The organism is Serratia sp. K1WW1, from assembly GCF_055790865.1.
In genome coordinates this window covers 560,139-584,598 of the sequence record NZ_CM147697.1, presented here as the reverse complement: position 1 = coordinate 584,598, position 24,460 = coordinate 560,139, and the positions used below count along the sequence as shown (strand labels likewise).

Below are 24,460 nucleotides of genomic sequence, written 5' to 3'. Positions count from 1 at the left end.
TGCAATCGTATACTGGATATTCATTCAGGTTTTTTTGTGCCATAATTATGCGTTTCGTAATGGCCGAGCCGTTTTATTGCGCGTTAGATCACACAAATCGCCCGCAGAAGAACGCAGACAGGCGCGGTGTATCATCAAGACGGGAAGTGTAAATGGACAATATCGAAGTTCGTGGTGCTCGAACCCACAATCTCAAAAACATCAACCTGATTATCCCGCGCGACAAGCTGATCGTCGTCACCGGTTTATCAGGTTCAGGCAAGTCCTCACTGGCTTTTGATACCCTGTATGCCGAGGGGCAGCGGCGCTACGTTGAGTCGCTCTCTGCCTACGCTCGCCAGTTTCTTTCGCTGATGGAAAAACCGGACGTCGACCATATTGAAGGTCTGTCCCCGGCGATCTCCATCGAGCAGAAATCGACCTCGCATAACCCGCGCTCCACGGTCGGGACTATCACCGAGATCCACGATTACCTGCGCCTGCTGTTTGCCCGCGTCGGCGAACCGCGTTGCCCGGATCACCACGTTCCGTTGGCGGCACAAACCGTCAGCCAGATGGTGGATAACGTGCTCAACCAGCCGGAAGGCAAACGCCTGATGCTGTTGGCACCGGTGGTGAAAGATCGTAAGGGCGAACACACCAAAACGCTGGAAAACCTGGCAACCCAGGGCTATATCCGCGCGCGTATCGACGGTGAAGTGTGCGATCTGTCCGATCCGCCAAAGCTGGAGCTACAAAAGAAACACACCATTGAAGTGGTGGTGGACCGTTTCAAAGTGCGTGACGATCTGGCACAGCGCCTGGCCGAATCGTTTGAAACCGCATTGGAACTGTCCGGCGGTACCGCCGTCGTCGCCGATATGGATGACGACAAGGCCGATGAACTGCTGTTCTCCGCCAACTTTGCCTGCCCTATCTGCGGCTACAGCATGCGCGAGCTGGAACCCCGGCTGTTCTCGTTCAACAACCCAGCCGGCGCCTGCCCTACCTGTGACGGACTGGGCGTGCAGCAGTTCTTCGATCCTGAGCGTGTGGTACAAAACCCCGAGCTTTCTCTGGCCGGTGGCGCTATCCGCGGTTGGGACCGCCGTAACTTCTATTATTTCCAGATGCTGCGCTCGCTGGCGGAGCACTATAGCTTTGATGTGGAAGCACCATTCAGCAGCCTGGATGCCAACGTGCAGAAAGCGGTACTGAGCGGTTCGGGCAAAGAGTCGATCGAATTCAAATACATCAACGATCGCGGTGACACCACCGTGCGCCGCCATCCGTTTGAAGGCGTGCTGCATAATATGGAGCGCCGTTACAAAGAAACCGAATCCAGCGCGGTGCGCGAAGAGCTGGCCAAATTTATCAGCAACCGTCCTTGCGCCTCGTGCCGTGGCACCCGCCTGCGTGAAGAAGCCCGTAACGTGTTCGTGGAAGATACTACGCTGCCGGAGATCTCCGAGCTCAGCATCGGCCATGCCATGACCTTCTTCCAGAATATGAAGCTGAGCGGTCAACGTGCCCAGATCGCCGAGAAGGTGTTGAAAGAGATCGGCGATCGTCTGAAGTTCCTGGTTAACGTCGGGCTGAACTACCTTTCACTGTCACGCTCTGCGGAAACGCTGTCCGGCGGTGAAGCCCAGCGTATTCGCCTGGCAAGCCAGATCGGTGCTGGTCTGGTAGGCGTGATGTACGTGCTGGATGAGCCATCCATTGGCCTGCACCAGCGCGATAACGAACGCTTGCTGGAAACCCTGATCCACCTGCGTAACCTGGGTAACACGGTGATCGTGGTAGAACACGATGAAGACGCAATCCGCGCAGCCGACCACGTGATCGATATCGGCCCTGGTGCCGGTGTTCACGGCGGCCAGGTGGTAGCGGAAGGCACCGTCGATGACATCATGGCCCAACCGGATTCACTGACCGGCCAGTTCCTTAGCGGCAAGCGCTCAATCGCCATTCCGGCCGAACGCGTGCCCGCGGATCCGACCAAAGTGCTGAAACTCAGCGGCGCACGCGGCAACAACCTGAAAGACGTGACGCTTACGCTGCCTGTCGGGCTGTTTACCTGCATTACCGGCGTTTCCGGTTCCGGCAAGTCAACGCTGATCAACGATACGCTATTCCCGATCGCCCAACGCCAGCTCAACGGTGCAACCATTGCCGAAGCGGCTCCTTACCGCGAAGTGACCGGTCTGGAACATTTCGACAAGGTGATCGATATCGATCAGAGCCCAATTGGCCGTACGCCACGCTCTAACCCGGCCACCTATACCGGGATCTTCACCCCGGTGCGTGAACTGTTTGCCGGAGTACCTGAATCCCGTACCCGTGGCTACACGCCGGGCCGTTTCAGCTTTAACGTCAAGGGCGGCCGCTGCGAAGCCTGCCAGGGCGACGGCGTGATCAAGGTAGAGATGCACTTCCTGCCGGATATCTACGTGCCTTGCGATCAGTGCAAAGGCAAACGCTATAACCGCGAAACGCTGGAAGTGAAGTACAAGGGTAAAAACATCCACGAAGTGCTGGAAATGACCATTGAGGAAGCCCGTGACTTCTTCGATGCCGTGCCCGCCCTGGCGCGTAAGCTGCAAACGTTGATGGAGGTTGGGCTTTCCTATATCCGTCTCGGGCAGTCGGCCACCACCCTTTCCGGTGGTGAAGCGCAGCGTGTGAAACTGGCGCGTGAGCTGTCGAAACGGGGTACTGGTCAGACGCTGTATATCCTCGATGAGCCTACTACAGGCCTACATTTCGCCGATATCCAGCAGTTGCTGGCGGTACTGCATCAGTTACGCGATCAGGGCAACACCATCGTGGTGATTGAACACAACCTGGACGTCATCAAGACGGCGGACTGGATCGTCGATCTGGGGCCTGAAGGCGGCAGCGGCGGCGGTGAGATCCTGGTGTCCGGCACGCCGGAAACCGTGGCCAACTGTAAAGAGTCTCATACCGCGCGGTTCCTGAAACCGATGTTGCAGAGATAACACCGTGGCCAACATGCCGAACACCAAGCTCGGCATGTTGGCCGTTATTACGGCGCAACAATAAATTTCCGCTATAGAAAAGCAGGAGCAGATTTTAGGGGTTTAACTATCACACGGATATGTAAGTGCCGCGCAGTGGCTAAATAACTCTCACTATCCAAACTCAGCATTATTTATCTGCGGCTAAATTATGCTCATATCGGCAAGGCTACCTTCCCCATGACTCCACCTGCTTCAATTCAAATTCAGCTTCGGCTAGTTCTCTCTGTCGTTTAGTAATTTTGCTCGGCTTGCCTTTGAGCTGTGCTTCATACAGCTCTTGTTTTCTTTTCTCTACCTTGTGTTGCTTCTTGGCAATTTCATACTGGCGATCAAATTCGAACGGCTGAGTGACAGGCGCATAATCGTATCTATTATAACGGCCTTTGTAACCACCGTGGCAATAGGTCTGCACATTGGCCAAGGCCCGATTCAGCCCCTCAACACGATGGACATTGCCATAACGCGTCGCGTACTCGAGCTGCTCTCGCAGTTTTTGTTCTTTTATTGCACAATTGGGCGCAGCCAATGATAATGAGGAGTAAACGAGCAGTGGCAGTACGAGAAATATTGAATGATGCAGTTTCATAATTAAATTTCCTTTTAGTAGGTTCCTCTACGGATCCCTTATCCTTACTTGCCTTTAAGCAGATTAATATAGACGCATTAATAACACAGTCATAATTTAAATTCCAATGAGAACTCTCTTAATTGACAGCTCCGTACTATTGAAAATAAATTATCACCCTATTTTCATCAAAATTTAAACACTCACCAATTAATATAAAATAATCAAATTAGTATAATTAACCTCAAAAAAACCTTGCCAATCCTGTTTCTCGGAACTAAATAACACAGTAAACGATATTGACCTACAAAATAAAATTTCCCCATAGGTATCGGGGGGCGTAGTCCTCTTGGCCTGTCGCCACTCTTGAGCCAACAGGCCTGATCACCTATTAATTCAGATGCGTAGTTCTTGGCGCACCTGATCGGGCAACCCTTCCAGCACCAAACGATATGAGCTGTCGATCAAATGATAAAACTGCGAGTTGGGCAGGTTGCCATCCAGAAATACCGCGTTCCAATGGGCTTTATTCAGATGTTCGCAGGGAACGATTTCCGGATGCTGCTCACGTAGGCTTTCTGCCAGCTCCGGGCTGCTTTTGATCGCCAACGCCGGGCGACCCTGCACTTCACACACCATAGCGAACATGACATCACCCACCTTGATCTGGCTGGCCTGCCATTGGTTTTGATCGCTTTGGTGTGCGCCAGGTTTTGCCATGCAGTATTCCAGCAGTGCTGAGTTATTCATTGGGTTATTTCCCGAAAGACACAATGCGGCGCGAACCACTGTGAGTACGCTGTTGCCAGCCAGATACCCTGCCTGTCAGGTAGAGAACCGCGCCTGGTCGCTGAAAGCAAGGCTTTATGGCGCATACGAAAAGTCTGAGCGCCCTCAGTCAGTATATTCTTTATCCCGTTGGCGGCAACCGCCAGCACGCGGAAACAACAAGGGGCGATATCGCTATCGCCCCTAAAATCACTGCATTCAGGCCGTTACTGCACCGCGGCAAAGGCCTCGGCCACTTGACAAACGTTATTGTGGTTCAGACCCGCCACACACATACGACCGCTGTGGATCAGGTAGACACCAAACTCTTCACGCAGCCGGTCAACCTGAGCCGCGCTGAAGCCGGTGTAGCTGAACATGCCGCGCTGCTCGAGCAGGTAATCGAAGTTACGCTGTGGCAACGCGCCCTTGAGCGTTTCGACCAGCGCTTTACGCATCTCCAGAATACGGCTGCGCATGGACTCCACTTCGGCCAGCCATTGCGCTTTCAACTGCGCATCGTTCAGCACTTTTGCCACCACCTGCGCACCGAAGTTCGGGGGGCTGGAGTAATTACGGCGCACGGTCGCTTTCAGCTGCCCCAGCACACGCTCGGCGGCTTCGCTGCTTTCACACACCACAGAAAGCCCACCCACGCGCTCACCGTACAGCGAGAAGATTTTCGAGAATGAGTTGCTCACCAAGCACGGCAAACCAGCAGCCGCGATGGCGCGAATAGCGTAGGCATCCTGATCCATTCCGCCGCCAAAGCCTTGATAGGCGATGTCGAGGAACGGGATCAGTTCACGTTCGGCGATCACTTTAACCACCTGATCCCACTGGGCATTGGTGAGATCGGAACCGGTCGGGTTATGGCAGCAAGGATGCAGCAGGGCAATGCTCTTGGCCGGCAACTGTTGCAGCGTGCTCAGCATAGCATCAAATTTCACCCCCAGTTTTTCACCGTCGAAATAGGGGTAAGTATTCACTTTGAAACCGGCGCCACCAAAGATGGCCACGTGGTTTTCCCAAGTCGGATCGCTGACCCAAACCTGAGAGTCCGGGAAATAGCTTTTCAGGAAGTCGGCTCCCACTTTCAACGCACCAGAGCCGCCCACGGTTTGAATGGTGGCGATGCGCCCTTGTTGCAGCATGGGGTGTTCGGCACCAAACAATAGTTGTTGAATTGCGCTACGGTAAGGCTGTAGGCCTTCCATCGGTAGGTAGACCGAAGCCCCCTGTTCAACGCTGTTAAGTTGGGCTTCAGCAGCGGCAACGGCCTTCATCTGTGGGATGATGCCTTGCTCGTTGTAGTAAAGGCCAATACTCAGGTTCACCTTGTGCGCACGGGGATCTTTTTTGAATTTTTCCATCAGCGACAGGATCGGGTCACCTGCATAGGCTTCAACATTCTGGAACACGGGTTGGTTCTCCTGATTTTGGTTGTTCGGGTACAATCCCTAATATAGCCACAAATCGGCGTTGGGTTTTAGCTTTATCTGGTCACCGGAAGCAAACCGTTTTCTTTGATCCGTTCCAGCACCACCGCCGTTTTGATATGCCCGACGCTTTTATGGCGGGAAAGCGTCTGGCTGATAAACTCACTTAACGCTGGCAGGTCTGCTACCGCCACTTTCAGCAGGTAGTCGGCATCGCCGGTAGTTTTATAAACGTCAACAATTGCGTCCACTTCTGCCAGCATCTGATGGAAACTGTCGATCTGCTCTTGGGTATGGGTCAGCAGGCTTACCTCTATCAGCCCCACCAGCCCCAATCCCACCGCCTCCGGTGCCAGCCGGGCGTGATACCCTTTGATCAACTGGGCCTGCTCCAGGCTGATACGGCGGCGCGAGCATTGCGAGGCCGAAAGCCCGACCAGTTCGCTCAGTTCCTGATTGGTCAGACGACCATTGGCCTGTAACAGCGTCAGGATTTTCATATCAAAATCGTCAATGTTGTACATAGCCACCTGTAAAATGTGTTAATAAATGTTGACGCTACAGACTAGCAGCTTTTTTAGCCTTGCAACCATCGGTGCTGGCGGGTTGTGAGAGACATAGCAGCAAAGCCAGCTTCCTTGCTCAGAAATGGCATAAAAAACGGCTAAATTACGCAAACCAACAACAATTAACGGCAAAACCGCGCATAAAACCACAAATGTTTTTGTCGACATGAAAAGGAAATTTGATGAAAAAACTATTGCCTCTCGCCTTGCTGGTCGCCACCGGGAGCGCCAGCGCACAATCCAATCTGGACAAGGTATTGCAGCAAAAAACGCTGACGGTCTGTACCACCGGCGATTACAAGCCCTACACCTTCCTGAAAGAGGATGGCAGCTACGAAGGCATTGATATCGCGATGGCCGAGTCGCTGGCCAACAGTCTGGGGGCCAAAGTGAAATGGGTAAAAACCACCTGGAAAACCCTGACGCCTGACTTCGTGGCCGGGAAATGTGATATCGCCATGGGGGGGATCTCAGTGACGCTGGAACGCCAGAAGCAGGTGTTTTTTGCCGAGCGGCTTGATACCGACGGCAAGATCCCGCTGGTACGTTGTACCGACGTGAAAAAATACCGCACCATTGAGCAGATTAACAAACCTGCGGTGCGGCTGATCGAGCCTGCCGGTGGCACTAACGAAGCCTTTGTCCGTGCTCATCTGCCCAAGGCCAACCTGACGCTGTCCCACGATAATATGGGCATTTTCCAGCAGTTGGTGGACCGCAAGGCCGACGTGATGATCACCGATGCCTCCGAAGCCCTGTACCAGCAGAAACGTTACCCCAAGCTGTGTGCGGTGAACCCGGATAAGCCAATGCAATACGGTGAGAAGGCCTATATGCTGCCGCGTGATGATATGAGTTGGAAGCTGTATGTCGATCAGTGGCTGCACTTGAGCAAGGCCAGCGGGGAGTATCAGAAGATTATCGGCCAGTGGCTGGCGGTGAAAAAATAAGCTGACGAATTACCCCTCACCCTAACCCTCTCCCACAGGGAGAGGGAACCGATCGAGCGCGCTATCAGTTAGGAAACTTACCTGATCACGGCATTCAAACAGCCTTATTTGCAAAGGGATACAGATCGAGTTGGGCTGAAAGTCTAGGGATTCATCCTGAGCACCGACTGTCTCATCTTAGGTTGCCAAGATTATCTGATTACTACCAAAAGAGCAGGGGCTATCAGCTCCCTCTCCCTGTGGGAGAGGGTTGGGGTGAGGGGAGCTACTCGCCGATATATTCCATCGTAACGCGCTGGGTCAGCTTGGTGATCAGCTCATAGGCGCTGATGCCGCTAAAGGCAGCCACCCGTTCAACCGGCAGCTCATTGCCCCACAGCACCACTTCATCACCCACCTTATCGCTGGCATCCGGCCCCAGATCGACGGAAATCATATCCATGGAGACGCGGCCAACAATAGGGACTTCACGTCCGTTGAGCCAGACCGGCGTGCCAGAAGGCGCACTGCGTGGATAACCGTCGCCATAGCCCATCGCCACTACGCCCAGGCGGGTATCTCGTTCACTCACCCATAGCCCGCCGTACCCCACCGGCTCCCCGGCTCGATGCTCACGCACCGCGATCAGGCTGGATTTCAGCGTCATGGCTGGTTGCAGCCCAAAGTGATCGGCATAGGGTTCCTCCAACGGGGATACGCCATACAGGATAATCCCCGGGCGTACCCAGTCACGATGAGCCTGTGGCCACAGCAAGATCCCGCCAGAAGCCGCAATCGACTTCAGGCCCGGCTTATCGTTGGCGAAGTGCTCAAAGCAGCTGATTTGCTTTTCGGTCGCATCCACCAGCGGCTCGTCGGCACGGCTGAAGTGGCTCATGATATTGACCGGCTGCACCACGTTGCGACAGGCGCTCAAACGCTGGTAGAACGCCTCTGCCTGTTCCGGACGCACGCCCAGTCGATGCATTCCGCTATCCAGCTTCATCCATACCGACACCGGGTTCGCCAGTTCAATCTGCTCCAGCGCCTCGAGCTGTTCGATGCTGTGAACGGCGGTTTCGATATTATTCGCCACCAGCGCGGGCAGATCTTCGGCACAGAAAAAACCTTCCAGCAGCAGGATCGGTTTAACGATGCCACCGGCACGCAGCATCAGCGCTTCGCCAATACGCGCTACGCCGTAACAGTCGGCATCTTGCAAAGTGTGAGCCGTTTCCAACAGGCCATGTCCATAGGCGTTGGCTTTCACCACGGCAATCAGGCGGCTTTGCGGCGCCAGGCGACGGATCTGTTGCAGGTTGTGTCGCAGGGCGCGGCGATCGATGACAGCAGTTGCCGCTTTCATTTCAATTCCTTAGCTGATTATTCATCATCATATTGTGGCCCCGCATAGTTATCGAAGCGCGACCACTGGCCGTTAAAGGTCAGGCGTACGGTACCGATCGGGCCGTTACGCTGCTTACCCAGAATAATTTCGGCAATCCCTTTCAGATCGCTGTTCTCGTGATAAACCTCATCACGGTAGATGAACATAATCAGGTCGGCATCCTGCTCGATGGAGCCGGATTCACGGAGGTCGGAGTTCACCGGGCGCTTATCGGCACGCTGCTCCAGGCTGCGGTTCAGCTGCGACAACGCCACCACCGGCACCTGTAGCTCTTTCGCCAAGGCTTTCAGCGAGCGAGAAATTTCCGCAATCTCCAAGGTACGGTTGTCGGAGAGTGACGGTACGCGCATCAGTTGCAGGTAGTCGATCATGATCAGGCTGATCCCGTCATGTTCACGGAAAATACGCCGCGCGCGGGAGCGCACTTCGGTGGGCGTCAGGCCAGAGGAGTCGTCAATATACATATTGCGCTTCTCCAGCAGGATCCCCATGGTGCTCGAGATCCGCGCCCAATCCTCGTCATCCAGTTGGCCGGTACGGATACGGGTCTGATCCACGCGCGACAGCGAGGCCAGCATACGCATCATGATCTGGTTGCAGGGCATCTCCAGGCTGAAGATCAGCACCGGTTTATCCTGCGTCATCGCGGCATGTTCGCACAGGTTCATCGCGAAGGTGGTTTTACCCATTGCCGGACGGGCCGCGACGATGATCAGGTCAGACTTTTGCAGACCGGCGGTTTTCTTGTTGAGATCGTGATAGCCGGTGTCTACGCCGGTAACACCGTCGTGCGGCTGCTGATAGAGCTGTTCAATGCGGGCGACGGTATCTTCCAGAATACGTTCGATACCTTTGGGGCCCTCATCTTTGCTGGCACGGTTTTCCGCGATCTGGAATACCCGGGATTCGGCCAGATCGAGCAGATCTTCGCTACTGCGGCCTTGCGGATCGTAACCCGCATCGGCGATTTCGTTGGCGACAGAGATCATTTCACGGACGACCGCACGTTCACGCACGATGTCGGCATACGCACCAATGTTGGCCGCACTAGGGGTGTTTTTCGATAATTCTGCCAGATAGGCAAAACCGCCCACCGTCTCCAGATCGCCCCTCTGTTCCAACGACTCGGACAGCGTGATCAGGTCGATGGGCCGGCTCATCTCCAGCAGGCGCTGCATTTCGGTAAAGATCAGGCGGTGTGGGCGGCTGAAGAAGTCGTTGGCGACCACGCGCTCCGCCACGTTATCCCAGCGTTCGTTATCCAGCATCAAACCGCCCAACACGGACTGCTCCGCCTCCAGCGAATGTGGCGGCATCTTCAGCCCTTCCATCTGGCGGTCTCTGGGTTCGTACGTGTTTGTCTTGTTGGTTGGTTTTTTGCCTGCCATGAAGCCTATTCTTTATTCAGTTGCGAATGGGGGTAGCTGACGCAAGAGTATACGTGATTTTCAGTCATGATTCCCTGCGCAAAAAAGGATTAATCACTGCGCAACGGGCTAGATAGTCTGGGCTGATAAGCGTAGGGTGAAAACAGCCATTTAAACGAGGTAGCGACATGTCAAAACGCATCCAATTCTCCGCCACCGGCGGCCCGGAAGTGCTGCAGTATGTTGATTTTACTCCTGTCGATCCCGCTGCGGGGGAGGTTCAGGTAGAGAACAAGGCCATCGGTATCAACTATATCGATACCTACATACGTAGCGGCCTGTACCCACCAGCAAACTTCCCTAGTGGGTTGGGCACCGAAGCCGCCGGGGTGGTTACCAAGGTCGGGGCTGGCGTCAGTGCGGTCAAAACGGGCGATCGCGTCGTGTATGCCCAGTCCGCACTGGGTGCCTACAGCGAGGTGCACAACGTCCCGTTGGAAAAGCTGGCGATCCTGCCGGATAACCTCAGTTTTGAACAGGGTGCCGCCTCGTTCCTCAAAGGGTTGACCGTACATTATCTGCTGCGCCAAACCTATGAGATCAAGCCAGGAGAGGTGTTCCTGTTCCATGCCGCCGCAGGGGGCGTTGGACTGATCGCCTGCCAGTGGGCCAAAGCGTTGGGTGCCAAACTGATCGGCAGCGTAGGTTCAGATGAAAAAGCAGAGCTTGCCTTGCGTGCCGGAGCCTGGGCCACCATCAATTATCGCCAGGAAAACATCGCCCAGCGCGTAGCTGAACTGACCAACGGCGAAAAGGTTAACGTGGTCTATGACTCCGTTGGGCAAAGTACCTGGCAGGACTCATTGAACAGCCTGAAGCGCCGCGGGCTGATGGTGAGCTTTGGTAATGCCTCCGGCCCGGTTACCGGTGTCGATCTGGCGTTGCTCAACCAGAAAGGCTCGCTGTACGTCACCCGCCCTTCACTCAATGGTTACATCACCAACCGCCAGGAATTGCAGTTTGCCAGTAACGAGCTGTTTTCGCTGCTCGGCAGTGGTGCGATCAAAGTTGACGTGAAAGACGCACAGAAGTTTGCGTTGGCAGATGCCCAGCGGGCACACCAGATCCTGGAAAGCCGCCAGACCAGCGGTTCCAGCCTGCTGATCCCTGGTCTGTAGCGCCAATAAAGAAAGGGCCCCATCAGGAGCCCTTTCCAGTTTACTGCGCTTTGTAGGGGTAGAGCAGAGTCCGCCAGAGATGGGGGGTTGCTTTAAGCAACGCTCTTGTCAGCTCTCGCGGTGATGAAAATGATTAGCATCACTGCTGCGGAGCCATCCTAGCAGCCTCGATAAGTAAAAAATATGATTAATGTGCCGCATGCGCATTTAAAACATCAAGCTGTGATCCCCGCCACACTGGCAAGCAATCTGCCTGGTGAGTTTCAACGTGACTGACTGATATTTAGGCAAAAAATCTTAATAGCGCCGTATCTGTGGTTTCTGCATAGAACGGTATATCCACACGCCAACCACCGCCAGGATCAGCCACGGCAGCAGTTTAAACACCATGGCAAACAGCCCGCCCAGCAGCATAAAAGCCGCGGCCACAAATAACGCAGCCATCACGCCCAGCAGTGAAATACCCGTTACCAGCAGCATGGCGACAAAGCCGATCAGAAAGAACAGTTCTAACATGGGTTGCTCCTTGGCAAAACAATAGGTCTGTCTTGTTCTTTACAAGAAACGTGCCAACTTGAAGTTAATGATAACTTATTGAAATTATATAAAAATAGCGCCACAGCCGGTGGCGCTATTGGTCAAAAAAACCAACTTTTAGTCAAGTTTTTTGCCGATTATGCCATTTCAGTGCGCGGTGAACGCACCAGAGCCAAAGCCTGTTCGACGGTGCGCACATCAGCTCCTGGCTTATGGGCATTTTCACTCAGATGACGGCGCCACTGCCGCGCACCAGGGATCCCCTGGAACAAACCAAGAATATGGCGAGTGATGTGGCCCAGATAGGTACCGTTCGCTAGCTCGCGCTCGATGTACGGATACAGCGATTCGATAATTGCCACGCTGTCCATCACCTCGCTCTGGCGGCCGAAAATCTCGCTGTCCACCCGCGCCAGAATGCCTGGATTTTGGTACGCCTCGCGCCCCATCATCACACCGTCCAGATGTTGCAGATGCTGCTGGGCTTCTTCCAGCGTTTTCACGCCACCGTTGATCGCAATGGTCAGCGCCGGGAAGTCACGTTTCAACTGATAAACACGCGGATAGTCCAGCGGAGGGACTTCACGGTTTTCTTTCGGACTCAGGCCGGAAAGCCAGGCTTTACGGGCATGAATAGTGAACATATCGCATTCCCCACGCCCAGCAACGGTAGAGATAAAATCGCACAGGAACTCATAGCTGTCCTGATCATCAATGCCAATACGGGTTTTTACCGTCACCGGGATCGACACCACGTCGCGCATCGCCTTGATACAGTCTGCCACCAAGCTCGCCTGCCCCATCAGACAAGCACCAAACATGCCGTTCTGTACCCGATCCGACGGGCAACCGACATTAAGGTTGATCTCGTCATAGCCACGCTGTTCCGCCAGTTTGGCACAGTGCGCCAGTGCTGCCGGATCGCTGCCCCCTAGCTGCAAAGCCACGGGGTGCTCTTCCTCGCTGTATGCCAGGTAGTCACCTTTACCGTGGATGATCGCGCCGGTGGTCACCATTTCGGTGTACAGCAACGTTTCCTTGCTCAGCAGGCGATGGAAGTAACGGCAATGGCGATCGGTCCAGTCCAGCATAGGGGCAATGGAGAAACGATTGGCGGCGTATTTACTGGCCTCGCTTGGCTGATGCACTGATTTGGCAGGGGTGGCTTTTTCGTGGTCCTGGTTCATGTTCGCTCGTTCTGTGTATTTTCTCGTTCTCTATCCTCTGCTGCCTATGCGAAGGCCAGATCGTTGAGGAGGGAGAGGCATGGCTTACTATAACATACAGAAACGACCAAAGCCTGACGGGTCAATTAATGCAAACGAAAGATAAACGTAATGCGAAACGCTCGATTTTAGTCGTATTCACCCCCTAAAAAGTCATAAATTTAAATAAAATCCTAATTTTTTTCAGTTGCTTGTTTTGTGGCCTGCTTTTAAAGATAATCCGATCGCCATCACTGGGATGGAATTTAATAGCAGGATGCTTTATGAAAAAGTTTGTACTTATTTTCAGCATGTTAGCAATGTCATCCTCTGCTTTTGCAGGTGAGTTGACCGAAACTTGTAAAAAATACGTTGGCGAAGTGGATGACATGATCGTTGAAGCCTCTAAAAATGAAGCTGCAAAAGCTCAGATGGATGCTTTAAAAGTTCAGATGGATCAAGCCAAAGAGCAGATGGCTGCCATGCCAGCGGAACAGCAAGATCCCGCTTGTAAGCAAGGCATTGAGATGATGGGTAAGATGAAAGCCTCCATGGGTTTGAAATAAATAGCTGTCAAATAAGTCTACACCAGTAGTTCTTACGGGTCTCATCCAGGCCCGTATTCGAATAGCGCTTAGCCATCCATACGGTAAATTATTTCCTCGCCCTCTCCCTTCAATCCAAAGCTTAATGCCTATCGCAATACTTTAATTATCAATAAAATAATCCAGGCATACCCAAAAACGAGAAATAGTGATCTGCATCCCACTCTGACCAGAATAGCCGTAGAAAATCGCCCGATTTACCGTGTTATCCAGGGAAAGCGGGGCAACTCTCGGCGATTGCGTTGAAACATGATAAAATCGGCTTCTTTGCCTAGCCGGATAATTGCCATGAACTCAACCAACCAGGAAAAGCTGCTCGCGCAGGCTGAACAACTCTGTCAGCAACGCAACGTGCGACTGACCCCGCAACGGCTGGAAGTGTTACGCCTGATGGCTGAGCAACCCGGCGCCATCAGCGCTTACGATTTGCTGGATTTACTGCGTGTGGCAGAGCCGCAGGCCAAACCACCTACGGTCTATCGTGCACTGGATTTCTTGCTGGAACAGGGATTTATCCACCGCGTTGAATCGGCAAACAGCTATGTGCTGTGCCACCACTTCGAACAGCCGATGCATACCTCCGCCCTGTTTATCTGCGATCGCTGCGGACAGGTCACGGAGCGCACTACCGAAGGGGTGGAAGAAACCTTGCAGAAACTGGCTCAAGAATCAGGGTTTGTGCTGCGCCATAGCGTCGTGGAAGCCCACGGTCTGTGTTCTGCCTGTGTGGTGGTAGAAAATTGTGAAAACCAACACGATTGCGATCATGACCACAGCATTGTGGTAAAGAAAAAATAAGCGGATTGGATTGCAGGAGGGAGCGGGTACATCCTTGTTCCCGTGGCCGTGGCAGGGGGGAAATCTGCCAGGCCGGATGGTGTCGTAGCGCCGCAATACTCAGCGGCTCATCGCGCTACCAACGATACTTGCTGTGTTCTTCCCAGGCTTTGACTTCTTTTTCGGCTGCCTCTTTCTGGTAGCCATAGCGTTCCTGGATTTTACCGACCAGCTGTTCGCGTTTCCCTTCGATCACGGTGATATCGTCATCGGTCAGCTTGCCCCATTTTTCCTTCACTTTACCTTTAAACTGCTTCCAGTTACCGTCGGCTTGATCTTTGTTCATAATCTCTCCGTTACTCTTGGTTGTCAGTTTTAGATAAATCTGGCTGGACTTAACTGAGTCAAATTTAAGGTTATCTAATGCGTCCGTTGCCAATTAAGCGCGGGCTTAATTCGCCAGCCACGTGATTAACTATAGTCACCCATCACGAAAAGCGCCCGAAAAGCAGCATGAAATAGGGTTAGGAAAAGTCTCAATAGCAAAAAACGCCATTAAAACAGTAAGCAAGCGAAGCAAAACAGCCCCCGATACATGTAACAAAATGTGAATATCTATCCAGAATCATCAACTAGTCTGGCCTATGCATCGCTAGTTGGGGATGAAAACCAGGTGCCTTGCACGCTATGACGGTGCCAAACCCAGCCCAAAGCAGCCCCGCGCAGTGCCAGGAATACCGCCAGAGCCAGCCATAAACCGTGGTTGCCCAATACCGGCAGGGTGAACAACGTCAGCCCGTAGCCCACTGCGGCTACCGCCATGCTGTTACGCATTTCTGCGCCACGGGTGGCGCCGATAAACATGCCATCCAGCAGATAGCACCAAACCCCCACCAGAGGCAACACTACCTGCCAGGGCAGATATTGATTTGCCAGCGCACGCAACTCCGGCAGCGAGGTTAAGCCCGCCACAATCTGCTGCCCGGCGAACAGATAAATAACGGCAAAACCACAGGCAACCAGGCAAGCCTGCCGACAGGCGGCACGCCATACTTTACGCAGTTGCCGCCCGTCACGCGCACCATAGGCGTGGCCGGAATGGGCTTCCACCGCGTAGGCAAAACCATCCAGAGCGTAGGCGGTAAAGGTCAGCAGATTCATCAGCACCGCATTCACCGCCACCACTTCTCCGCCCATGCGGGCTCCCAGAATGGTCAACGAGGCAAAACACAGTTGCAGTAATAACGAGCGCAGCATGATGTCGCGGTTAAGTGCCAGCAGGCGGCGCAGATCCCCACGCCAGGCAGTGCGCAGCATCACCAGCGAAATCCCCCGCATGCGTAGTACCCGCCATGCCAACCACAAACCCAGCAACAGCGTGGCGTACTCCGCAATCACCGTGGCAGCCGCGGCCCCCTGCACGTTCCAACCCAGCCCCATCACCAGCCAGATATCCAGCACGATGTTCAGCAGGTTACCGACAATCAACAGGATCACCGGCGCCCTAACGTACTGAACTCCCAGCAACCAACCGAGCAGCACCATATTGGCCAACGCCGCCGGGGCGCTCAGCCAGCGGATCTCCAAAAATAGCCTGGCCTGTACCAAGACTTCCCGATCGCCCCCCACAATGTTCAGCGCCAAGGTGATCAACGGGGCTCGCAACAGCACAATCGCCAGCCCGGCCACCAGCGCCAACAATAACGGCTGCATAAAGGCGCGAGCCAGCCGGTAGGGATCTTGCGCCCCCAGCGCCTGCGCCGTCAGCCCGGTGGTACTCATACGCAGGAACAGCAACAACATAAACAGGAAGCTGGTGGCCATTGACCCCACCGCGACTCCGCCAAGGTAGCTAGGGCTATCGAGATGGCCGATAACGGCAGTATCCACCAGGCCAAGCAAGGGGACGGTAATATTGGAGAAGATCATCGGCAACGCCAGACGCCACAGAGCTTTGTCGGTGTCACTGGTGAAGGCAGAAAGCAGGCGCATGGCGATATGTTCCCGTACAAGCATGGATTTTAGCGTAGCTTAGAAATGACCTCGCCCCAGAGTTGGGGCGAGGTTTGCCGTTTTAAAGGGCTGTAATACGAGGTAAAGCGGTTAGATCCAGTCGCCGTTGCGGATCACACCCACCGCCAGGCCTTCGATGGTGAAGTTCTGCTGGCGCAGATCGACCACGATCGGTTGAAATTCGCTGTTTTCTGGCAGCAGTTCGACGACGTTACCGTGCTTCTTCAGGCGTTTGACCGTGACCTCATCTTCAATGCGGGCCACGACGACCTGGCCGTTGCGTACGTCTTGAGTCTTATGCACTGCCAGCAGATCGCCATCCAGGATGCCGATGTCGCGCATCGACATGCCGCTAACGCGCAGCAGGAAATCGGCATTAGGCTTGAACAGTGAAGGATCCACCTTATAGTGCCCTTCAATGTGTTGCTGAGCCAACAAAGGTTCACCGGCAGCCACACGGCCCACCAGAGGTAATCCCTCTTCATCTTCCATCAGCAAGCGGATACCGCGTGATGCACCGGAGATGATCTCGATAACGCCTTTGCGAGCCAGTGCTTTCAAGTGCTCTTCTGCAGCATTTGGTGAGCGGAACCCCAGACGCATTGCGATCTCGGCACGCGTCGGTGGCATGCCCGTTTGCGAAATATGATCGCGAATCAGGTCGTAGACCTCTTGCTGTCTGGTAGTTAGTGCTTTCATTCCGCCCCCTGTTTGTTTATACAGTCTTGCTGTGAGTATATACAGCTAAGTCTGGATTGGGAACCGAAGAATAAATAAAAATCAGCAGGTAGCGAGCGTGATCGCAACGATACCCGCTGGTTTTCACGCCAAATGCTGCCAAAGTACCGAAGCCCAAACGAACAGCGCCAGAATGATTGCTAGCGATACCGCCGCCGAGCCCATATCTTTGGCCCGCCCGGAAAGCTCGTGATATTCCGTACCCACGCGATCGACAACGGCCTCAATCGCGCTGTTGAGGATTTCGACAATCATCACCAGCAGCACCGAGCCGATCAACAAAATGCGCGCTATCGCCCCCACATCCAGCCAAACCGCCACGATGATAGCCACCACCGTAGCCACCAGTTCCTGGCGGAATGCGGCTTCGTTCTGCCAGGCAGCGGTTAAACCTTTATAGGAATAGCCTGCCGCTTTAATGATACGCGTCAGGCCAGTTGCTTGATTTGCCATAGTTAAGAACGCCTTTCTCCAAGATGGATCATGTACCCGTCGTGTTGCAGCCGCAACGTTCCAGACAGATTTGCCAGCCCAATCACATTTTTATCGCAGCGCAGTATACAGCAAGGTTGGAATACCTTAATCACCTAGCTATGTCGTACCAATGCCGCGAGCGTATGAGTGCGCCAGAGCGGCCAATTTGATATCCATCAGGTATAATTCAACTATGTACTTCCATTGCCGTGAACGGCCGTGGATTTCCCAACGCCACAGATCTGCTACCCGGTTTCTGGTATGCTTGCGGCGAATTGCTAACAAGAGGCTTCACGTTGTCATGTCAGGTTGGCGTAAAATCTATTATAAGATATTGAACTTACCACTAAAAATGTTGGTAAGAAGTAAGGTTATCCCTTCAGATCCGGTCACGGAGTTAGGGTTGGATCCCTCACGACCGATTTTGTATGTTTTACCTTATAATTCCAAGGCGGATTTACTCACTTTGCGCACCCAGTGTCTGGCGCAAGATCTGCCCGATCCCCTTAACCCGTTGGAAATCGATGGCACCGTGCTGCCAAGCTACGTGTTTATCCACGATGGCCCACGCCTGTTCCGTTATTACACGCCCAAAGAAGAATCGGTAAAACTGTTCCACGATTATCTGGATCTGCACCGCAGCAACCCGGATCTCGATATCCAGATGTTGCCGGTTTCAGTGATGTTTGGCCGCTCCCCTGGGCGCGAAGGCCACGGCACGCCGCACCTGCGCCTGCTGAATGGCGTACAGAAGTTCTTCGCTGTACTGTGGCTGGGGCGCGACAGCTTTGTCCGTTTCTCCAACACCGTGTCCCTACGCCGGATGGCGACCGAGCACGGCACCGATAAGACCATCGCGCAAAAACTGGCCCGTGTCGCACGCATGCACTTCGCACGCCAGCGCCTGGCCGCCGTTGGGCCAAGCCTACCTGCCCGTCAGGATCTGTTCAAAAAGCTGTTAGCCTCCAAGGCGATTGAAAAAGCGATCGAAGACGAAGCGCGCAGCAAAAAGATCTCCCACGAAAAGGCCCAGCAGAACGCAATTGCGCTGATGGAAGAGATTGCCGCCGATTTCTCCTATGAAACGGTACGCCTGTCCGACCGCGTGTTGAGCTGGACCTGGAACCGGCTGTATCAGGGTATCAACGTCACCAACGCTGAGCGTGTGCGTCAGCTGGCGCAGGATGGCCACGAGATCGTCTATGTGCCGTGTCACCGTAGCCATATGGACTATCTGCTGCTGTCCTATGTGCTCTACCATCAAGGGTTGGTGCCACCGCATATCGCAGCGGGTATTAACCTGAACTTCTGGCCTGCCGGGCCGATCTTCCGCCGCCTGGGCGCGTTCTTTATCCGCCGCACCTTCAAGGGCAACAAACTCTATTCAACCGTGTTTCGCGAATACCTCGGTGAACTGTTCACCCGTGGTTACTCGGTAGAATACTTTGTTGAAGGCGGGCGCTCCCGTACCGGCCGCCTGCTGGAACCGAAAACCGGCACCCTGTCGATGACCATTCAGGCCATGCTGCGCGGCGGTACCCGTCCGATCACCCTGGTGCCGATTTATATCGGTTACGAGCACGTGATGGAAGTAGGGACTTACGCCAAAGAGCTGCGTGGCGCGACCAAAGAGAAAGAGAGCCTGCTGCAAATGGTGCGTGGCTTGCGCAAGCTACGCAACCTCGGCCAGGGCTACGTAAACTTTGGCGAACCGTTGCCGTTGACGACGTACCTGAACCACAACGTCCCACAGTGGCGTGAGTCTATCGACCCGATCGAAGCACAGCGCCCAAGCTGGCTAACGCCATCGGTGAACGATCTGGCGGCTCAGATCATGGTGCGCATCAACAACGCTGCCGCCGCCAACGCCATGAACCTGTGTTCCACCGCGCTGCTGGCCTCACGCCAACGTTCGCTGACCCGTGAGCAGTTGCTTGAGCAGTTGGAATGCTACTTACAGCTGATGCGTAACGTGCCATATGCACCGGACGCCACCGTACCAACGCAAACGCCAGACCAGTTGCTGGATCACGCTTTAAACATGAACAAGTTTGAAGTGGAGAAGGACAACATCGGCGACATCATCATTCTGCCGCGCGAGCAGGCGGTGCTGATGACGTACTATCGCAACAATATCCATCATATGTTGGTACTGCCTTCATTAATCGCCTCTATCGTGATGCATCACCGCCGCGTGTCGCGCGTTGAGCTGCTGCGTCAGGTCAGCCTGATCTATCCGATGCTGAAGGCCGAACTGTTCCTGCGTTACGACAAAGAACAGCTAGCCGAAGTGCTGCAACCGCTGATCGAAGAGCTGATACGTCAGCAGCTGATTTGTAGCAAAGGCGATGAGCTGGTGCTGAACCCTGCACGCATCCGTCCGTTGCAGCTGTTAGCCGCCGGGGTGCGTGAAACCCTGCAACGCTATGCCATCACCATGTCGATCCTCAGCGCCAACCCAAGTATCAACCGGGGTGCCCTGGAGAAAGAGAGCCGCATTATGGCCCAGCGTTTGTCGGTGCTGCACGGCATCAACGCGCCAGAGTTCTTCGATAAGGCGGTGTTCTCCACCCTGGTGGCGACGCTGCGTGAAGAAGGCTTTATCAATGATATTGGCGATGCGATCCGCGAGCACACCATGGAGGTTTACACCATGTTGAGCGATTTGATCACCCCGGAAATCAAGCTGACCATCGAAAGCGTCAGCATGCCGGAAGAAACCAATACCCCTGCGCTGGCAGCTGAAGTAGTAAAAGAAGACGAGTAACTTACAGGCCAGTTACCACGAAAAAGGCATCCGATAATGGATGCCTTTTTACTTTTTGCGTTGGGCAAATCACACGTAGCTAAGCGCAATACCGATGAACAACACCAAGCCAACGTAGTTGTTATTCAGGAAGGCACGGAAGCAGGCATCGCGATCGCGGCCAGCCACCTGCTTTTGCTGATGGATAAACAACGCCCCGGCCAGCAACAGCGACCAGTAAAACGCGCCCCCCAGTTGCATCAGATAACCTACCCACAACATCAGCAACAGCGTAGCAAACTGCAACAACCCGACGATCAACTTGTCATGGCGGCCAAACAGCACCGCGGTGGATTTGATCCCAATCTTCAAGTCGTCATCACGATCGACCATGGCATATAGGGTATCGTAAGCCACCGTCCAGCAGATATTGGCCAGAAACAGCAACCAGCAGCTCAGTGGCAGCGACTCGCTGACAGCGGCATAAGCCATCGGGATCGACCAACCAAACGCCGCCCCCAGCACCACCTGAGGCAGATTGGTCACCCGCTTCATAAACGGGTAAACCCAGGCCAGCGCCAGAGCCGCCAGCGACAGCCAGATGGTCATGGCGTTCAACGTCAGCACCAGCGCAAAGGAAACCAGCACCAGCGAAACAAACAGGATCTTGGCCTCTTTTTCGCTGACGCGGCCGCTCGGCATCGGGCGGCCTGCGGTGCGTTTCACATGCCCATCGAAAGCGCGATCGGCATAGTCATTCACCACGCAACCCGCAGCACGCATCAGGAAAACGCCAAGCACAAACACCAGCAATACCGACGGCGAAGGAACTCCCCCCCCTGCCAACCACAATGCCCACAGGGTGGGCCACAGCAACAATAGCGTGCCAATCGGCTTATCGATGCGCATCAGATGGCAATAGGCCTGCCATTTGCTTTGAATCACGCTCCCTTCCAAAGTTCTTTCTCCCCTAATTATGCCGGAGTGCCCTTTTCCACCGCATACAGTGGAGAGGCCGGTAGAAACAGTTCCGTCAGTAACAATGGTTTTCCCGCCAGACGGAGACGAGAACGCCGCGCCCACAGATCCTTCTGCTGGCCAATATGGATATAATCACGAGTCAGGCTTTCACTGCTGAACAGATAACGGCCCAGTGGCAACGTCCCCAGATCGACCAGCGCCAGATCCGGCCCGGTCAGGGTTTCCTGCGGGATCACCGTACGCCCCAGCAGCCAAGGCTGCCCGTCACCCAGTAAGACGATTTCACGCAGCCAATAGCGCTCGCTGTGTGGCAGATGAACCGCCTCTTCGGCAAGCTGGTCACGAGTGATGAAGCATTCACGCTGTGGTTCTACCTGCACGCGGCCACAGTGGCGCTCAAAACGGCGGGTCATGGAACCTAACTCCATCAGCCAATCGCTAACGGCGGCAGGTATTGAGGAATGTTCAGACAGCCACTCAATAGGCGGCAGGATGGGATCCCTAATGTCAGACATTATGCTACTCCAGGCCGGAGGCTGCGTGCCGCGCCAAGCCATACAAACTGTTAACAGAAATCCATTGTAACGCAGAAATGCAAAAGCGGCAGGCAGATTCGTGACGTAACGCATCCCCCATTATCCGGGGGTAAAAAGGCAGGCTGTCGTAGTGGAAGATGTCATAACGCAAGAGAGTTCGTACTGTTGGCGCCACGCAGTCCCCCTCTGCTCGGTATCAGTGGGGAAACGCGGGTGGGCAGATGAAAAAAGGTGCGCCGAAACGCACCAATCATCAAGCCAGCATCGGTAGCGTGGGGGATTACCCCTTGCCTTTCACGCTGCCAATAAACGTTTCACGAGCGGTGGTGGAACCCAGTTTTTCGGCCTCATTCATCAGTTTCAGCGCCTTATCGATATCCCCCGCCTTGACTGCCTGTTTGATGCCGTTATTGAAGTAAGCCTCGGTGTCATTGAGCATCGGCTCTGCCGGTGCGCTGGCAACCGGTGCTGGAGCCGCAACTGCCGGAGCGGTGGCCCCCACCACGACCGGTGGCGTTGCCGGAGCCGATTGCAGCATGCCAATCATGATGTTGCTGGCCCCTTGTTCTGCCGTCACCTTCAGCTTCAACGTGCCGCTGGTGCTGTGGCTGGCGATCGGATCCGGGATGTCCGGTACTGCGTTACCCACCCCCTGGGCGTAGGCTTTGGCCGGATTGGTCAGGATGGTGGTTTTAGCCAGATCCTGCTGGGTGGTGTACACCAACAGATAGATCTGTTTTTGCCCCAGCGCAGGGGTCAGTTTCAACGTGCCCTCCAGCCGATCGGCAGACATCACTCCCGGTGGTTGGTAAGCGAAATAGCTGCTCGGATAATAGGCCGCCGGGCGCATATGTTCATCCAGCACCAATACGCTTGGGGCATAGATTGAGTTTTTATTGGCCAGGCTGCTCAGTTGGATTTCCAGCGATCCCCGGTCGGCCGGCAGCGCAAATGCAGCAACGGCTCCCTGGATCTGGCCCTGATTGATCTGTGGGCTGACATTATTGAGTTGGACATCCTGAGTCACTGGCGGTACCAACGGCTGCCAAGGCAAACTTTGCAGAGTAGTGGCACTGATGGCCGGTGCGACGGAAACGTTGGCCGGAGTATCGGCATAGGTCGCCAGCGGTGCGCCGACGGTCAACGCCAGAGACAGGCAGAGTGACAGTAGATTTTTTTTCATTGTTATACCCTCTCGCTTTGAGCGTGTATCCCGGCAGCGGGCAGGCAAGCGCACTACTGCCGGTTAAACGGTAAGAGGGAGGGCGTACAGGCGCCCTCCCGTCAAGCCAGTATTACCACCAGATTTCCATCTGGGCACCGAAGGTGACTTCGCTGTCTTTACCACGGCTGAAGGTATGCATGCTGGTATCGTTATAAGCCGTACCTGCGTTGTAGCCCGCACCGGAATCGTTGTTTGCGTAGCCCCACTTCTCATCCCAGTTGGCGTAGGTCGCGAAGACACGGATCGCCGGACGTGACCAGATGCTGTTACCCGCTTGCCACTGTTGTGCCAGGGTGACTTTGTATTGGCCGTTGCGATCGCCAGTACGTTGAGACTTCACGTTGTCGTAGCCGACTTCCATCAAGGTGCTCATGATTGGCGTCCATTTGTACATTGGGCGCACGCCCACGGTGTACCAGGTGGTACCGTTGTCATTGTCACGGTTAATGTCCTGATACATGGCAACGTACATCATTGCCCAATCATCGTTGAAGTCGATGGCACCGTGATCCAGCACGCGGATCATCTTGCCGTTGTCATCAATGGCAGCACCCTGGCTGCGGCCGTTGTTCTGCGCAGTCATGGAATCGGTAGCGTACTGCACCGTGAATTTGTTGTAGCCGCCCAGGATGCTCTGGGTATGTTCCGCTGTAAACATCCAACCGTCTTTACTTGCCCCGTCGACCAGGTGGTAACCGTCTTGTGTATTGGCACGGCCATAATCCACACCCAGTTCCAACGTGCCGCCTGGGTTCAGCTCAAGGCCAGCCAAACGCAGGTCGTAGGTATCGTTGACGGTTGGACGCTCGTCACGTTGATTGTCGATATAGCCTAAGGAACCACCGGATTCGGTGTTACGGGTCACGGCGGCAGACAGCTTGCCAAAGCCCAGGTCGATATTTTCCAGACCGGCACCAGGACCTGAGATGTCCCAGTAGTAGAAGTCGATCATATGGACGTCATGACGTTGATAGAAGCGCTTACCGGCCCACATGTTGGCACCTGGCAACGCGTCGATCAGGTTTTTACCCTGCACGTTCACTTCACGGAAGGCCGGATTGGTCGATTCCCAGTCAGACTGTTGCGACACGGAATAGGCCACGTTGGTGTCGAAGTAGAAGCTCTTGTCGCCCTCTTTCCACACTTCCTGGCCCAGTTTCAGTTCCGCATAGGTTTCACATTCGTTACCCAGACGGTACTTGCTGCTGGCACCGGTGGTCTGGAAACACTGTTGCTCACCGCCGCTCCCGGTCCAACCAATACCGGAACGTGCGTAGCCGTGGAAATCCACCGCCATCGCTGATGAGGATAAGACACCGGCGGCGACAGCCAGCGTCAGAGGAAGTTTGCGCAGAGTAGTCATCATTATTCTCCTGTTAT

22 protein-coding genes are annotated in these 24,460 nt (G+C 54.5%); 6 read left to right on the top strand and 16 right to left on the bottom strand.

The window, feature by feature from the left end; translation table 11 throughout:
- The first annotated feature begins 152 nt into the window (after positions 1-152).
- Positions 153-2,981 (top strand): excinuclease ABC subunit UvrA, encoded by a 2,829-nt coding sequence (gene uvrA, locus ACX9GU_RS02650; RefSeq protein ID WP_473193768.1) that lies wholly within the window; start codon positions 153-155, stop codon positions 2,979-2,981.
- A gap of 208 nt (positions 2,982-3,189) precedes the next feature.
- On the opposite strand, the gene ACX9GU_RS02645 is transcribed toward uvrA, so the two are convergent.
- The 4 genes from ACX9GU_RS02645 to ACX9GU_RS02630 form a co-directional block, all read right to left on the bottom strand.
- On the bottom strand, positions 3,190-3,609 hold the full coding sequence (locus ACX9GU_RS02645; protein WP_473193767.1) for a DUF1090 domain-containing protein: 420 nt from the start codon (positions 3,607-3,609) through the stop codon (positions 3,190-3,192).
- Between the two features lie 375 nt (positions 3,610-3,984).
- Complete coding sequence (locus ACX9GU_RS02640; protein ID WP_021180803.1) at positions 3,985-4,338, bottom strand: MmcQ/YjbR family DNA-binding protein; 354 nt, start codon at positions 4,336-4,338, stop codon at positions 3,985-3,987.
- 245 nt (positions 4,339-4,583) lie between these two features.
- Positions 4,584-5,777: an amino acid aminotransferase gene (locus tag ACX9GU_RS02635; RefSeq protein WP_473193766.1), complete on the bottom strand. Its 1,194-nt coding sequence runs from the start codon at positions 5,775-5,777 to the stop codon at positions 4,584-4,586.
- 74 nt (positions 5,778-5,851) lie between these two features.
- The gene (locus ACX9GU_RS02630; protein ID WP_024483974.1) at positions 5,852-6,319 is read right to left on the bottom strand and encodes an Lrp/AsnC family transcriptional regulator; all 468 of its coding nucleotides are present in this window, start codon (positions 6,317-6,319) and stop codon (positions 5,852-5,854) included.
- Between the two features lie 224 nt (positions 6,320-6,543).
- Here ACX9GU_RS02630 and ACX9GU_RS02625 point away from each other — a divergent pair, with 224 nt between their 5' ends.
- Positions 6,544-7,311: a transporter substrate-binding domain-containing protein gene (locus ACX9GU_RS02625; protein ID WP_021180806.1), complete on the top strand. Its 768-nt coding sequence runs from the start codon at positions 6,544-6,546 to the stop codon at positions 7,309-7,311.
- A 265-nt stretch (positions 7,312-7,576) separates the two neighbouring features.
- On the opposite strand, the gene alr is transcribed toward ACX9GU_RS02625, so the two are convergent.
- Both alr and dnaB read right to left on the bottom strand, forming a co-directional pair.
- Positions 7,577-8,656 (bottom strand): alanine racemase, encoded by a 1,080-nt coding sequence (alr, locus tag ACX9GU_RS02620; RefSeq protein WP_473193765.1) that lies wholly within the window; start codon positions 8,654-8,656, stop codon positions 7,577-7,579.
- Positions 8,657-8,673: 17 nt separating this feature from the next.
- Positions 8,674-10,086 carry a replicative DNA helicase gene (dnaB, locus tag ACX9GU_RS02615; protein WP_024483977.1) on the bottom strand — a complete coding sequence of 471 codons (1,413 nt, stop codon included), beginning with the start codon at positions 10,084-10,086 and terminating at the stop codon, positions 8,674-8,676.
- A 167-nt stretch (positions 10,087-10,253) separates the two neighbouring features.
- Between dnaB and ACX9GU_RS02610 the strand changes: the two genes are divergently transcribed.
- A complete protein-coding gene (locus tag ACX9GU_RS02610) occupies positions 10,254-11,243 on the top strand; it encodes an NADPH:quinone reductase (RefSeq protein WP_473193764.1) in 990 nt (329 codons plus the stop codon).
- 297 nt (positions 11,244-11,540) lie between these two features.
- Here the strand turns inward: ACX9GU_RS02610 and pspG are convergent, their stop codons facing one another.
- Together pspG and dusA are read right to left on the bottom strand one after the other, a co-directional pair.
- A complete protein-coding gene (pspG, locus tag ACX9GU_RS02605) occupies positions 11,541-11,759 on the bottom strand; it encodes an envelope stress response protein PspG (RefSeq protein ID WP_021180810.1) in 219 nt (72 codons plus the stop codon).
- Positions 11,760-11,917: 158 nt separating this feature from the next.
- On the bottom strand, positions 11,918-12,871 hold the full coding sequence (dusA, locus tag ACX9GU_RS02600; protein WP_254698924.1) for a tRNA dihydrouridine(20/20a) synthase DusA: 954 nt from the start codon (positions 12,869-12,871) through the stop codon (positions 11,918-11,920).
- Between the two features lie 398 nt (positions 12,872-13,269).
- On the opposite strand from dusA, the gene ACX9GU_RS02595 reads away from it, so the two are divergent.
- Both ACX9GU_RS02595 and zur read left to right on the top strand, forming a co-directional pair.
- Positions 13,270-13,551, top strand: a complete 282-nt coding sequence (locus ACX9GU_RS02595) for a DUF5339 domain-containing protein (RefSeq protein ID WP_071681599.1) — start codon at positions 13,270-13,272, stop codon at positions 13,549-13,551.
- Between the two features lie 327 nt (positions 13,552-13,878).
- Positions 13,879-14,388, top strand: a complete 510-nt coding sequence (zur, locus tag ACX9GU_RS02590) for a zinc uptake transcriptional repressor Zur (RefSeq protein ID WP_024483981.1) — start codon at positions 13,879-13,881, stop codon at positions 14,386-14,388.
- A 115-nt stretch (positions 14,389-14,503) separates the two neighbouring features.
- On the opposite strand, the gene ACX9GU_RS02585 is transcribed toward zur, so the two are convergent.
- The 4 genes from ACX9GU_RS02585 to ACX9GU_RS02570 form a co-directional block, all read right to left on the bottom strand.
- The gene (locus ACX9GU_RS02585) at positions 14,504-14,713 is read right to left on the bottom strand and encodes a CsbD family protein (RefSeq protein WP_024483982.1); all 210 of its coding nucleotides are present in this window, start codon (positions 14,711-14,713) and stop codon (positions 14,504-14,506) included.
- Positions 14,714-15,009: 296 nt separating this feature from the next.
- Positions 15,010-16,359 (bottom strand): MATE family efflux transporter DinF, encoded by a 1,350-nt coding sequence (gene dinF, locus ACX9GU_RS02580; RefSeq protein WP_473193763.1) that lies wholly within the window; start codon positions 16,357-16,359, stop codon positions 15,010-15,012.
- A gap of 111 nt (positions 16,360-16,470) precedes the next feature.
- Positions 16,471-17,079 carry a transcriptional repressor LexA gene (lexA, locus tag ACX9GU_RS02575; RefSeq protein ID WP_021180815.1) on the bottom strand — a complete coding sequence of 203 codons (609 nt, stop codon included), beginning with the start codon at positions 17,077-17,079 and terminating at the stop codon, positions 16,471-16,473.
- 123 nt (positions 17,080-17,202) lie between these two features.
- Positions 17,203-17,571 (bottom strand): diacylglycerol kinase, encoded by a 369-nt coding sequence (locus ACX9GU_RS02570; protein ID WP_021180816.1) that lies wholly within the window; start codon positions 17,569-17,571, stop codon positions 17,203-17,205.
- Positions 17,572-17,893: 322 nt separating this feature from the next.
- On the opposite strand from ACX9GU_RS02570, the gene plsB reads away from it, so the two are divergent.
- Entirely contained in the window at positions 17,894-20,359 is a 2,466-nt protein-coding gene (gene plsB / locus ACX9GU_RS02565; protein WP_473193762.1) for a glycerol-3-phosphate 1-O-acyltransferase PlsB, read from the top strand.
- Between the two features lie 69 nt (positions 20,360-20,428).
- Here plsB and ubiA read toward each other — a convergent pair whose 3' ends face one another.
- The 4 genes from ubiA to ACX9GU_RS02545 form a co-directional block, all read right to left on the bottom strand.
- On the bottom strand, positions 20,429-21,295 hold the full coding sequence (ubiA, locus tag ACX9GU_RS02560; RefSeq protein ID WP_186486641.1) for a 4-hydroxybenzoate octaprenyltransferase: 867 nt from the start codon (positions 21,293-21,295) through the stop codon (positions 20,429-20,431).
- A 17-nt stretch (positions 21,296-21,312) separates the two neighbouring features.
- Positions 21,313-21,834 (bottom strand): chorismate lyase, encoded by a 522-nt coding sequence (gene ubiC, locus ACX9GU_RS02555; RefSeq protein ID WP_115159947.1) that lies wholly within the window; start codon positions 21,832-21,834, stop codon positions 21,313-21,315.
- A gap of 301 nt (positions 21,835-22,135) precedes the next feature.
- Positions 22,136-23,038 (bottom strand): maltose operon protein MalM, encoded by a 903-nt coding sequence (gene malM, locus ACX9GU_RS02550; protein WP_021180820.1) that lies wholly within the window; start codon positions 23,036-23,038, stop codon positions 22,136-22,138.
- A gap of 112 nt (positions 23,039-23,150) precedes the next feature.
- Positions 23,151-24,446 (bottom strand): maltoporin, encoded by a 1,296-nt coding sequence (locus ACX9GU_RS02545; RefSeq protein ID WP_473193761.1) that lies wholly within the window; start codon positions 24,444-24,446, stop codon positions 23,151-23,153.
- Positions 24,447-24,460 lie beyond the last annotated feature (14 nt).